General features: G+C 45.0%; 7 protein-coding genes. 6 read left to right on the top strand and 1 reads right to left on the bottom strand.

Annotation, left to right across the window (positions count from 1 at the left end):
• Positions 1 to 145: 145 nt before the first annotated feature.
• On the bottom strand, positions 146 to 2,503 hold the full coding sequence (locus LPH68_RS03855; RefSeq protein ID WP_192923093.1) for a family 43 glycosylhydrolase: 2,358 nt from the start codon (positions 2,501 to 2,503) through the stop codon (positions 146 to 148).
• Positions 2,504 to 2,746: 243 nt separating this feature from the next.
• Between LPH68_RS03855 and LPH68_RS03850 the strand changes: the two genes are divergently transcribed.
• The 6 genes from LPH68_RS03850 to LPH68_RS03825 all read left to right on the top strand — a co-directional run bounded on the left by LPH68_RS03850 (position 2,747) and on the right by LPH68_RS03825 (position 13,346).
• Positions 2,747 to 5,623: a sugar-binding domain-containing protein gene (locus tag LPH68_RS03850; RefSeq protein WP_151923396.1), complete on the top strand. Its 2,877-nt coding sequence runs from the start codon at positions 2,747 to 2,749 to the stop codon at positions 5,621 to 5,623.
• A 130-nt stretch (positions 5,624 to 5,753) separates the two neighbouring features.
• Entirely contained in the window at positions 5,754 to 6,974 is a 1,221-nt protein-coding gene (locus tag LPH68_RS03845; protein WP_230296864.1) for a rhamnogalacturonan acetylesterase, read from the top strand.
• Positions 6,975 to 7,047: 73 nt separating this feature from the next.
• A complete protein-coding gene (locus LPH68_RS03840; protein ID WP_230296863.1) occupies positions 7,048 to 8,583 on the top strand; it encodes a glycoside hydrolase family 28 protein in 1,536 nt (511 codons plus the stop codon).
• Positions 8,534 to 9,136: a DUF4450 domain-containing protein gene (locus LPH68_RS03835; protein ID WP_151923415.1), complete on the top strand. Its 603-nt coding sequence runs from the start codon at positions 8,534 to 8,536 to the stop codon at positions 9,134 to 9,136. The genes LPH68_RS03840 and LPH68_RS03835 overlap by 50 nt, the downstream gene beginning before the upstream one ends.
• The gene (locus LPH68_RS03830) at positions 9,133 to 10,536 is read left to right on the top strand and encodes a glycoside hydrolase family 28 protein (RefSeq protein WP_151923399.1); all 1,404 of its coding nucleotides are present in this window, start codon (positions 9,133 to 9,135) and stop codon (positions 10,534 to 10,536) included. Before LPH68_RS03835 ends, LPH68_RS03830 begins: the two co-directional genes overlap by 4 nt.
• Entirely contained in the window at positions 10,536 to 13,346 is a 2,811-nt protein-coding gene (locus LPH68_RS03825; RefSeq protein WP_230296862.1) for a glycosyl hydrolase, read from the top strand. Before LPH68_RS03830 ends, LPH68_RS03825 begins: the two co-directional genes overlap by 1 nt.
• The last annotated feature ends 63 nt before the right edge of the window (positions 13,347 to 13,409 follow it).

The raw sequence follows: 13,409 nt of genomic DNA, 5'->3' as shown, positions 1-13,409 counted from the left end.
AAAAAACACACCAGCCACAAGCCCTGAAAGGGCGGAACTGTATACAATTATGCCCTTTCAGGGCGCAAATTCAGATTACCGTTTTTTCGTAGGGCGTTGCCCTACGCTATATAATTAAGCCCTTTCAGGGCACTCCGCAAAATTATCATTTCTCATAGATTTTCCATTCCCACAATCCAGCATCTCCCCTGCGGATATGAAGACGAAGATAACGGGCCTCCCCTATCTCCTTCGCCAAATGCGGAGAGCGCACTTCTACTTTAGCTTGTTCGGCACATGTCCGCCAGTTTTTTCCATCCATCGATTTTTCTAACCGCCACGTATGTCCTTCAGTAGGGCGGGTAAAGTAAAACTGACATTCGTTGACATTGCGAATCCCTTTTAAATCCACCGTAATGAATGGACTGCTATCCGTATCGGCTGCCATCCAACGAGTTCCATTCGATTCATCGGCTACATGAGCAGCCTGATAAGTATGCGTTCGAGTATAATTCTTCACGGAGGCTTTCTCCGGTAGAGGCTGGTTAGGCTGTGTTTCAATGCTAACCACAGAAGTGCGCGGTTCTTTCTCGCTGGAAGCATAAAAATGTGACTGCAAAGACAAATTCGTCCGTTTCTCTTGTGGAGCTGCCAGGTACCCCACTCCACGCATATCAGGAACTAAAGTTTTAATTGTTCCGTCATCATTAAATTCCATCCGGTTAGCATATACCTGCCGGGTGGTTCCACCATCTCCGTATTCAAGATAAAGAAAGATATACTCATCCGTTCCTTCATCGTAGAACACATTGCCATGCCCCGGTCCCCACACTTGATTTTCGGGAGAAGAAAACAAAAAGATATCGTTGCCTTCCGGTTTTACAAAACCTGTAAGAGGAGATTCGCGGCTCATCATGTATGCATTTGCATAATTCTGATGACCGCTCAATGTATAAATATAATAATAGATACCTTTACGTTTAAACATTACGGGTCCCTCGGAATATCCCTGACGGGCTGTTTTCAATGTCACCGGTTCCCCATCCAAATGAAGCCGGTCAGCAGAAAGACGTGCCGCATTCCGACGACGCCAAAAGATATATCCCGTACCGTCATCATCAATAAAAGGCTCTCCGTCGATATCATCAATAATGGCAGGGCTATCTACTTCTTCTCCGGAAACAAAAAGCCCTTTTCCTTCAGTAAACCGGAAAGGCCCCTCCGGACGATCTGCAACAAGCACATAAGTCCCCATCTTATCACCGGGCTTGACAAAGGTAACATATAAATAAAACTTTCCATCGTGTTCAATCACTCTCCCGGGAGCCCAATACCGGAAATATCCTTTTTTCTTTTCACCTTTATCATTCGTATATTCATATCCTTTCGACCAGTCGAAATCACTAATATGAGAACCCTCAAAGCTCCAGTTTACAAAATCTTTCGACTTCCACACGACAGGTGTTCCGGCACGTTCAAGACCATAATCCAAATCAGTGGTTCCGTAAAGATAATAGGTATCACCAAACTTAGAAACGGAAGGATCCGCCACATTATCGGGGATTAAAGGATTATAAGTACGATTGGCTATCAATGCCTCCACCACGGAAGCATCTACCGCAAACGCCGTTCCATGACGGATACCTCTCGGAAAAGAAACTTGATCGGACACGTCTTCCCATGTTTCGCCATGATCTAAAGAGCGAACGGCACCATAACGATGATCGCGGTATTTATCGAAATAAACATAAAGCGTATCACCGACAAAAAGAGGAGCAGGTCCTTCCGCCCAATACTTTCCTGTAATAGGCGCCGATACTTTGGTCGGGAATCCTTTTTCTATCTTTTTTGTACGCGTAACGCGCAAATTCTTTTCCGGCGGATTGGAATTCTCATTCTTGACTATCATTATCAGGTCTCCCAGCTTCGGATCTTTCACAATAGCAGCGTCAATCACACTGAAATCAGGGTTGAAAAACATCTTTGTCTTTGAGAAAGTGCGGAAATCCTTTGTTGTCACATAATAAATACGATGATTCAATCCCTTCTCGCTTTCGCTGGTAGGTATTTCCTTGTGACGACCGGGGATGGTAGTTGCCCAAAAGATATAGTAAGTTTGCGAAGGTTCGTCATAAAAGAGTTCAGGTGCCCAACAATTATGGGCAGTCGGCTCGTGCATCATCACCGGAATAGCCTGTTGTTCACTCCAATGAATTAAATCACGAGAAGAGGCATGGCCGATAATCCGATCAGTCCAACTGGAAGTCCAGACCATGTGGAAAGTTCCGTCCGGAGCCTGACAAATACTCGGATCTCGCATTAATTTATCTTTACCGACGGAAGGTATCAGATAAGACTGTCCGCCATTCAAAGGCATCCAATTCATCCCGTCATAACTATAAGCTAAATGCAATCCATCTTTACTGTCATTGATGAAATAAGAAAAGAGATAAGCAGTCTTACCGGCGAAGATTGTCATTACCGAGCAAAGACTTAGAGCCATCCAAACAACTACTTTTTTCATGGTTCCTTTTAAGATTAAAAAGTTTACCCCGCAAAGATAAGGTATCTCCCAACCTCCTCAAAGATAAAGAGCATGGACAATATTTCAAATCCATGTAGTTTTGTACACCATCCGTCCTATAAGTGCATTTTGATACAATATTCTATGTATCTGTACATCTTTCTATTTACTAAACCCTTAAAAAGCTCTACTTTAGCGGCAGATTTTAAAATAGAGATGAAAAACATATCAATTCTATATATCATGAAACAACTTTTAGTAAGTATTGCCATCGTATTTGCCTCTATACTGACCGTAACGGGGCAAAATCATTCTTTCAATTTATCCGGCAAATGGAATTTCCAGATAGACCGGGAAGATATCGGCACCAAGGAACAATGGTTCAAAAAAAGCCTTGATGATCAGATTAATCTCCCCGGCTCCATGCCCGAAAAGCTGAAAGGAGATGAAGTAACCGCCCGCACCCGGTGGACTGGAAGCTTGTACGACAGCTCTTACTATTTCAATCCATACATGGAAAAATACAGAATAGAAGGGCAAGTGAAACTTCCCTTTTTCCTGACTCCCGACAAACATTATGTAGGGGTAGCCTGGTATCAAAAGAAAGTTACAATACCTTCCAACTGGAAAGGAGAAAGAATCACTCTTTTCCTGGAACGCCCGCACATCGAAACGACCGTATGGGTCAATCAACAGAAGCTCGGTATGCAGAACAGTCTTTGTGTCCCTCATGTGTATGATCTGACTTCGGCTGTTACTCCCGGCAAAACTTGCCTGATTACTATCCGCATCGACAACCGCATCAAAGAAATCAATGTAGGTCCCGACTCTCACAGCATCACCGACCAGACCCAAGGTAACTGGAACGGAATCGTAGGACGAATTGAATTACAAGCCACTCCTAAAGTTCATTTTGAAGACATCCAGATATACCCTGATTTAAGCAATCAGAAAGCACTGGTACGCATGAACATACAGTCTGCCTCTTCCACCAAAGGAGATATTATACTTTCTGCCGAAAGTTTCAATACGGACACTCAACACAAAGTAGTTCCTGTTCAGCAAAGCTTCCATATCCGTCCGGGAGACAATGCGATAGAGATGGAACTTCCTATGGGAAAAGATTTCCTCACATGGGATGAGTTCAATCCTGCACTGTATAAACTGACGGCAAAACTGACCAACGGTAAACAGGCCGACATCAAACAGGTACAATTTGGAATGCGCGATTTCAAGATAGAAGGAAAATGGTTCTACGTCAATGGTCGCAAAACAATGCTTCGCGGCACAGTGGAAAACTGTGATTTCCCATTGACCGGTTATGCTCCAATGGACGTAGCTTCCTGGGAGCGGGTGTTCCGCATTTGCCGCAACTATGGTTTGAATCACATGCGTTTTCATTCTTTCTGCCCGCCGGAAGCTGCTTTTATCGCAGCCGATCTAGTCGGTTTCTATCTGCAACCGGAAGGTCCGAGTTGGCCGAATCACGGACCAAGATTGGGTAACGGTCAGCCAATTGACAAATATCTGATGGACGAAACAATTGCCCTGACTAAAGAATACGGAAATTATGCATCTTACTGTATGTTGGCTTGTGGTAACGAACCTTCCGGACGCTGGGTGGCATGGGTGAGCAAGTTTGTCGATTATTGGAAAGCGACAGATCCGCGTCGTGTATACACAGGAGCTTCCGTAGGAAACAGCTGGCAGTGGCAACCTCACAATGAATACCATGTGAAAGCCGGAGCACGCGGTTTGAGTTGGGCAGGTGCGCAACCGGAAAGCAAATCGGATTATCGTGCAAGGATAGACACCGTGAAACAACCGTATGTATCACATGAAACAGGTCAATGGTGCGTATTCCCGAATTTCAACGAAATCCGCAAATATACCGGAGTCAACAAAGCGAAGAACTTTGAGATTTTCAGGGATATTCTGAATGATAATCACATGGGAGGCCAAAGTTATGATTTTATGATGGCTTCGGGCAAATTGCAGGCACTTTGCTATAAACATGAGATTGAAAAGACATTGCGTACCCCCGATTATGCAGGTTTCCAATTGCTGGCTCTCAACGATTATTCGGGTCAGGGAACGGCATTGGTCGGCGTACTGGATGTATTTTTTGAAGAGAAAGGATATATCAACGCGGAACAATTCAGACGTTTTTGCAGTCCGACTGTCCCCTTAGCCCGTATTCCGAAGTTTGTATATGCCAATGATGAAACATTCCATGCCGACATCGAAGTTTCCCACTTTGGTGCAGCCCCTTTGCAAGGAGCAAAAACTAGCTATACCATCAAAGACAAGTTCGGAAAGGTGTATGCCAAAGGAACTGTCGGCACACAAACGATTCCTATTGGGAACCTTTGTGCACTAGGCAGCGTGGATATGAGCCTGAAGGGGATCGATACTCCACAGAAACTAAATCTGGAAGTGTGTATTGAAGGCAGCGATGCCGTCAATGACTGGGATTTCTGGGTATATCCTGCACAAGTGGAACTGACACAAGGAAGCGTATATACTACCGACACACTGGATGAAAAAGCCATTTCCGTACTGAAAGAAGGAGGAAATGTCTTGATTACGGCAGCGGGCAAAATACAATACGGAAAAGAAGTTAAACAATACTTTACTCCGGTATTCTGGAATACTTCCTGGTTCAAGATGCGCCCGCCGCACACAACTGGTATTTTCCTGAATGAATATCATCCTCTTTTCCGTGAATTTCCTACGGAATTTCATAGTAACCTGCAATGGTGGGAATTATTAAATAAAGCCCAAGTGATGCAATTTACCGACTTCCCGGCAGAATTCCAGCCAACCGTTCAAAGCATCGACACCTGGTTCATCAGCCGGAAAATCGGAATGTTGTTTGAAGCAAATGTATTGAACGGTAAACTGATGATGACCAGCATGGATATCACCTCTCAACCGGAGAAACGAATCGTTGCCCGACAAATGCACAAGGCAATCCTGGATTATATGAATTCGGATGCTTTCCGTCCAACAGAGAAAATATCTCCTGAGCTGATTCAGGCATTGTTCACCAAAGTGGCAGGAGATGTAAAATCTTATACCAAAGATTCGCCGGACGAGCTCAAACCGAAAATTAACTAAAAAGGAAATTATCAGGCACAGATTACACGAATTACACTGTTGCTTTATAGAAAGCGTAATTCTAAAAACCGTGAAATCCGCGTAATCCGTGCCTAAATTCTATAAACAATATACATTCATATTATTTATAATGAAAACTACCATCATAGGCTTACTACTCTTGGCTACAATAACCGTCCATGCCCAAGAAGAAGTCCGAACCTACCAACTGTCGGACGCACCCCGATATAGCGAGGAGACGGGATACGGATACGACCTCACCGCCACACCCGAGAAAGGGAGTAAATCACCTTTCTTCTTCTCTGTCCGTGTTCCGGACGGAAATTACAAAGTTACAGTACGCCTGGGAAGTAAAAAACAGACAGGAGTGACCACCGTAAGAGGTGAATCACGCCGGCTATTTGTTGAGAACCTGCCAACTAAAAAAGGACAATTCATAGACGAAACATTTATCATCAATAAGCGTACCCCTCGTATCTCCGAAAAAGAATATGTACGAATCAAGCCCCGTGAGAAAGCGAAACTGAACTGGGATGATAAACTGACATTGGAATTCAATGGAGATGCACCTGTGTGTCAAAGTATCCGTATCGAACCTGCCGATCCGTCGGTTATCACTGTTTTTCTGTGTGGTAACAGTACGGTAGTCGATCAGGACAATGAGCCTTGGGCTAGCTGGGGACAAATGATTCCTCATTTCTTCGGAACAGATGTTTGCATCGCCAATTATGCGGAATCCGGTGAATCGGCCAATACTTTTATCGGAGCAGGACGTTTGAAAAAAGCATTGAGCCAGATGAAGAAAGGCGATTATCTCTTCATGGAGTTCGGACATAACGATCAGAAGCAGAAAGGTCCCGGAAAAGGAGCTTACTACTCTTTTATGACCAGCCTGAAAACATTCATCGACGAAGCACGGGCACGTGGAGCATATCCCGTACTGGTTACTCCCACCCAACGCCGGAGCTTTGACTCAACCGGACATATCCGCGATACACACGAAGATTATCCGGAGGCCATGCGCTGGCTGGCCGCCAAAGAAAATATACCTTTGATTGACCTCAACGAAATGACTCGGACACTATATGAAGCGTTAGGCACGGAAACATCCAAACGCGCCTTCGTACACTATCCGGCAGGAACTTATCCCGGACAGACCAAGGCTTTTGAAGACAATACCCACTTTAACCCTTACGGCGCTTACCAGATAGCCCAGTGTGTGATTGAAGGTATGAAGAAAGCCGTACCTGAGTTAGCCAAGCACTTGAAAATAGATCCGGCATATAACCCGGCACACCCGGATGATGTGAATACTTTCCACTGGAACGAATCACCTTTCACAGAAATATAGAAACCGGACGGAAATTGAGAGATAGGTATTAGGTATTAAGTATCAAGTATTAAGTATCAGGCATTAGATAAATATGAAAACCAAAAGCATCTTTCCCCTGTTCCTACTGGCAAGCACACTTTTGACAGCAGCTTGCGTCACCCCAACAGCCAAACAAGCAGGAAGTAACAGCTTCGAATGGGGGCAAGTACCGCAACAACCGGATTTGTCATGGGCTGACAGTGTAGGAAGCCGGCAAATGCCCGGAAACAGTCTTATTTTATCCGCCAATTCTTTTGGCGCAGTAGCAGACAGCACGGTGCTTAGCACAGAGGCTATCCAGAAAGCAATCGACAGTTGTTCCGTCTCCGGTGGAGGCACGGTCACCCTTCAACCGGGATATTATCAGACAGGGGCATTGTTCGTAAAAAGCGGTGTCAACCTGCAACTGGATAAAGGAGTGACTCTACTGGCTAGTCCTCACATTCATCATTATCCCGAGTTCCGTTCACGGATTGCGGGAATTGAGATGACATGGCCCGCGGCAGTAATCAACATTGTCAACGAAAAGAACGCTGCCGTCAGTGGAGAGGGAACGCTGGATTGCCGAGGCAAAGTATTTTGGGATAAATATTGGGAAATGCGGAAAGAATATGAAGCGAAAGGATTACGCTGGATTGTAGATTACGACTGCAAACGTGTACGGGGTATTCTCGTGGAACGCAGTTCGGACATTACCCTCAAAGGATTCACCCTGATGCGGACAGGCTTTTGGGGATGCCAGGTTCTTTATTCCAATTACTGTACCATAGACGGACTGGTCATTAATAATAACTTGGGAGGACACGGTCCCAGCACAGATGGCATCGACATCGACTCGTCTACTAATATTCTGATTGAAAACTGCGACGTCGATTGCAATGATGATAATATTTGTATCAAATCGGGACGCGACGCAGACGGATTGCGTGTCAATCTCCCCACGGAAAATATAGTAATACGCAACTGTATAGCCCGCAAAGGCGCAGGCCTCATCACCTGTGGCAGTGAAACCTCCGGCAGCATACGAAATATATTGGGATACAATCTTCAAGCAGTCGGCACCTCGGCCGTACTACGATTAAAGAGTGCCATGAACCGCGGAGGAACGATCGAAAATATCTATATGACCGACGTAAAAGCAGAAAACGTCCGCCACGTGCTGGCCGCCGATCTGAACTGGAATCCCAGTTATAGTTACAGCGTATTACCTAAAGAGTATGAAGGGAAAGATATTCCGGAACATTGGAGAGTAATGCTGACTCCGGTAACACCACCCGAAAAAGGTTATCCGCACTTCCGCAATGTATATGTATCGAAGATCAAAGCAGAAAATGTAGATGAATTTATCTCTGCTTCCGGCTGGAATGACTCGTTACGTCTGGAAAATTTCTATCTTTATGCCATCGAAGCGCAGACCAATAAACCGGGAAAAATCTGCTATACAAAAAACTTCAATTTGTCTGAGATCACATTGGATATGAAAGACAAAAACGCTATTGAACTAAAGGAAAATGAACAAAGTAATATCCACTTCAACTATGCTGAAACAACTCCTGACCACCGTACTGCTGGGAATCTTGCTCATTGATACGCAAGCACAATCCCTGACTCCGCCTGCCGGTACTTTCCGGCTGGGAATATCGAAGGGAAATGAAAGTCACTGGCTGAAGCCTAAAGAAAAAGTAGAAGGGATCCATTTCCAATGGAAAGCCTTGCCCGATAGTCATGGATTTATTCTGGAAGTAGAAGTGACTTCCACATCAAAAGCGGATAAGCTCTTCTGGAGTTTCGGCGATTGCCGGCCGGATTCGGATATCAATGTCTTCAGTGTGGAAGGACAGGCTTTCACTTGCTATTATGGAGAAAGTATGAAATTACGTACTTTACAGGCTGTCACTCCCAGCGATGATATTCGCTTGAGCAACGGACATAAGGATGAAACTCCCCTGATGCTTTACGAATCGGGCAAACGGACGGACCGACCGGTATTGGCTGGACGTTGCAATCTCTCTCCATCCCCCTCTCAAGAAAAGGACACCAAGCCACTCCGACTTTACTTCTGTTTCTACGAACAGAATGAAAAAGCGGATTACAACTATTATATGTTACCGGATATTTTTGCCAAAATCGACAAAAAATGAAAAGAGCTTATTTATTATTCACTCTGTTAATTGGTTGCATCCATATACATGCAGCCATTTATAACGTTAAGGACTTTGGAGCCAAAGCGGATGGAAAAACCATCGATTCTCCTGCCATCAATCGTGCGATTGAAGCAGCTGCAGAAGCCGGAGGAGGTACGGTTTACCTACCAGCCGGAGAATATGCCTGTTATTCTATCCGGTTAAAAAGTAACATTCATTTGTATCTGGAGCAAGGTGCGTGTATTCTTGCCGCTTTCCCCGGAAAAGAGGAAGGATATGATAGTGCCGAACCGAATGAACATAACAAATATCAGGATTTCGGACACAGCCATTGGAAGAATTCCTTAATTTGGGGAATCGGGCTGGAGAACATAACGATCAGTGGGCCCGGACTTATCTACGGTAAAGGGCTGACTCGCGAAGAAAGCCGTCTGCCGGGTGTAGGCAATAAAGCTATCAGCCTGAAGGAGTGTAGAAATGTGACTCTGAAAGATTTATCCATGCTGCATTGCGGACATTTTGCCCTGTTGGCTACAGGAGTAGATCATCTGACTATTCTGAATCTGAAAGTAGATACAAACCGGGATGGATTCGATATTGATTGTTGCCGGAATGTGCGTATCAGCCAGTGCACGGTGAACTCGCCCTGGGATGATGCCATTGTATTGAAAGCATCCTACGGTTTAGGACGCTTTCAGGATACGGAAAATGTGACGATCAGTGATTGTTATGTAAGCGGTTATGATAAAGGAAGTGTATTGGAGGGCACCTGGCAACTAGACGAACCGCAAGCCCCCGATCATGGTTACCGCACCGGACGCATCAAACTGGGAACAGAAAGTAGCGGAGGTTTCTGCAATATTGCGATTACTAATTGTATCTTTGAACATTGCAGGGGACTGGCATTGGAAACGGTAGACGGAGGACATCTGGAAGATATTGTTATCAATAATATAACGATGAGGAATATTGTCAACGCTCCTATCTTTCTCCGGTTAGGCGCACGTATGCGAAGCCCCGAAGGTACGCCTGCAGGCACCATGAAACGTATTCTCATCAGCAACATCAACGTTTGGAATGCCGACAGCCGTTATGCCTCCATCATCAGCGGAGTGCCGGGTGCATGTATTGAGGACGTAACTTTTCGAAATATTCACCTCTATTATAAAGGAGGATATAGCGAAGAGGATGGCAAACGCATTCCGCCCGAACAGGAGAAAGTATACCCCGAACCCTGGATGTTCGGCACTATTCCCGCCAAAGGATTTTATATCCGCCACGCACGGAATATTACCTTCGACGGCATCCGCTTCCACTTTGAACAACCGGACGGACGACCGCTTTTTGTAACTAATGACACAGAAAACATAGAATACTATAACACACCGAAAGAATAATGAATAAAAGACAATTGATAGTTCTTTGCCTGCTCGCCGCAGGTGGAGTAATGCAAGCACAACAATGGCCGGACACTCCGGTGGAAGCACGTCCCGGTGCCAGATGGTGGTGGCTGGGAAGTGCCGTAGACGAAAAGAACCTGACGTATAATCTGGAAGAATACGCACGCACCGGAATGGGAGCAGTAGAAATTACTCCTATCTATGGGGTGCAAGGTAATGACGCGAATGATATTCAGTTCCTTTCTCCCCGCTGGATGGAAATGCTTAAACATACACAGGCGGAAGGAAAACGTACGGGTATCGAGATTGATATGAATACTGGAACAGGATGGCCTTTTGGCGGACCTGAAGTCAGTATCGAAGATGCGGCTACCAAGGCTATCTTCCAAACATACGAAATAGAGGGCGGCAAAGAGATTGAACAGGATATCAATGTGACCGATCTCAAGCAACAACCATTTTCCGTACTAAGCCGGGTGATGGCATACGATGAAAAAGGCAAATGTATCAACCTGACTGCTCACGTCAAAAAAGACAAGCTGCAATGGAAAGCACCTGCCGGCAAATGGAAAGTGATCGCTCTTTACATCGGAAAAACAAGGCAGAAAGTGAAACGGGCAGCTCCGGGAGGAGAAGGCTACGTGATGAATCACCTCTCAAAAAAGGCGGTAAAAAATTATCTTTCCCGCTTTGACCGTGCTTTCAAAAGTAGCAAGACAAGTTATCCGCATACTTTCTTCAACGATTCATACGAGGTTTATCAAGCTGACTGGACGGATGATTTCCTGGAACAGTTCGCTCGCAGACGGGGGTATAAACTGGAAGAACATTTCTCCGAGTTTCTGGATGAAAATCGTCCGGAAGTTAGCAGACGTATCGTGTCGGATTACCGGGAAACCATTTCCGACCTCTTATTGGAGAACTTCAGTCATCAATGGACAGACTGGGCACACAAAAACGGTAGTATCACCCGTAATCAAGCACACGGTTCGCCCGGTAATCTGATTGATATCTATGCTTCCGTGGATATTCCGGAATGTGAAGGTTTCGGATTGTCGCAGTTCCATATCGAAGGATTGCGTCAGGACTCATTGACCAAAAAGAATGATTCGGATCTGTCTATGCTGAAATATGCCTCCTCGGCAGCTCATATTGCAGGAAAAACGTATACTTCTTCCGAAACATTTACATGGCTGACGGAACATTTCCGTACTTCCCTGTCGCAATGTAAACCGGATATGGATTTGATGTTTGTTTCCGGAGTCAATCACATGTTTTTCCACGGTACTCCTTATTCTCCGAAAGAAGCCGAATGGCCCGGATGGCTGTTCTATGCTTCTATCAATATGAGCCCGACGAACAGTATTTGGCGTGATGCCCCTTCTTTCTTCCATTACATTACCCGCTGTCAGAGTTTTCTGCAAATGGGACGGCCGGATAATGATTTCCTGATTTATCTTCCGGTATATGACATGTGGAACGAGCAACCGGGACGATTGTTACTGTTCACCATCCACCACATGGATAAACTCGCTCCCAAATTTATCAATGCTATCCATCGTATTAATAACAGCGGATATGACGGGGATTATATCTCTGACAACTTTATTCGCAGTACCCGTTTCAAGAACGGCCAGTTAGTTACATCAGGCGGCACTGGTTATAAAGCCCTGGTAGTACCTGCTGCGCACTTGATGCCGAGTGATGTGCTGGCACATCTTTATGAACTAGCCAAGCAAGGAGCTACCATTGTATTCCTCGAAAACTATCCGACAGATGTACCGGGATATGGTCAGCTGGAACAGAAACGAAAAAGTTATCAACAGACTTTGAAGAATCTGCCTGCCGTATCGTTTTCAGAAACAACCGTTACTCCGATTGGGAAAGGTAAGATTATCACCGGAACGGATTATGCACGTACATTAGCCAGTTGCAATATCCCTGCGGAAGAAATGAAAACAAAATTCGGGTTACAGACCATTCGAAGAGTTAATGACACAGGACATCATTACTTCATCTCTTCATTGCAGAACAAAGGAGTAGATGGTTGGATTACTTTAGGTACAAATGCCGAAACAGCCGCTCTCTTTAACCCCATGAACGGAGAATGTGGAGAAGCGAAAGTGAGTCAGGTAGACGGAAAGACACAAGTCTATCTGCAATTAAAATCGGGCGAATCTATCATCCTGCAAACGTACCGACAACCTTTACAAGCATCCAAGCCGTGGAAATATGTAAAAGAACAACCCTTTAGTCTTCGCCTGGACCATGGCTGGAAATTGCACTTTGCTGAAAGCACACCGGATATTCAGGGTACATTTGATATAGACCGTCCATGTTCATGGACAAACATAGATCATCCGGCAGCCCAAACAAATATGGGAACTGGCGTGTATTCTTTGGATATTGAGTTGCCGGCTCTGAAAGCTGATAACTGGATCCTTGACTTGGGAGACGTACGCGAAAGTGCCCGTGTTCGAATCAACGGACAGGAAGCAGGCTGTGTATGGGCAGTACCTTATCAGCTTAAGGTAGGACAATTCCTGAAACCTGGAAAAAACCACATCGAGATAGAAGTCACTAACCTCCCTGCGAATCGGATTGCAGAATTGGACAGACAGGGAGTGCAGTGGCGCAAATTCAAGGAAATCAATATTGTAGATTTAAGATATCGTCCGGCTAATTATGGGCATTGGGCTCCTATGCCTTCCGGTTTGAATAGTGAAGTACGATTGATTCCAGTAGATTTTACACAGGTCACCACAGAGGACACAAAGGACGCAGAGGTGAAAACGGTCCGGATATAAACTAAACAGATGGATCTTCTACTTTATTAGTGAAAGATAATTTCTTTCACTAATAACTTTTAT

The organism is Bacteroides sp. 1_1_30, from assembly GCF_020982715.1.
Classification (GTDB): Bacteria; Bacteroidota; Bacteroidia; order Bacteroidales; family Bacteroidaceae; genus Bacteroides; species Bacteroides xylanisolvens.
This window is presented reverse-complemented; position numbering and strand designations above follow the sequence as displayed.

Excerpts from the sequence above, each read along its gene's own strand:
- LPH68_RS03855 (WP_192923093.1), bottom strand. The coding sequence starts at position 2,503 with ATGAAAAAAGTAGTTGTTTGGATGGCTCTAAGTCTTTGCTCGGTAATG.
- LPH68_RS03825 (WP_230296862.1), top strand. The coding sequence starts at position 10,536 with ATGAATAAAAGACAATTGATAGTTCTTTGCCTGCTCGCCGCAGGTGGA.
- LPH68_RS03840 (WP_230296863.1), top strand. The coding sequence starts at position 7,048 with ATGAAAACCAAAAGCATCTTTCCCCTGTTCCTACTGGCAAGCACACTT.
- LPH68_RS03845 (WP_230296864.1), top strand. The coding sequence starts at position 5,754 with ATGAAAACTACCATCATAGGCTTACTACTCTTGGCTACAATAACCGTC.
- LPH68_RS03835 (WP_151923415.1), top strand. The coding sequence starts at position 8,534 with ATGCTGAAACAACTCCTGACCACCGTACTGCTGGGAATCTTGCTCATT.
- LPH68_RS03830 (WP_151923399.1), top strand. The coding sequence starts at position 9,133 with ATGAAAAGAGCTTATTTATTATTCACTCTGTTAATTGGTTGCATCCAT.
- LPH68_RS03850 (WP_151923396.1), top strand. The coding sequence starts at position 2,747 with ATGAAACAACTTTTAGTAAGTATTGCCATCGTATTTGCCTCTATACTG.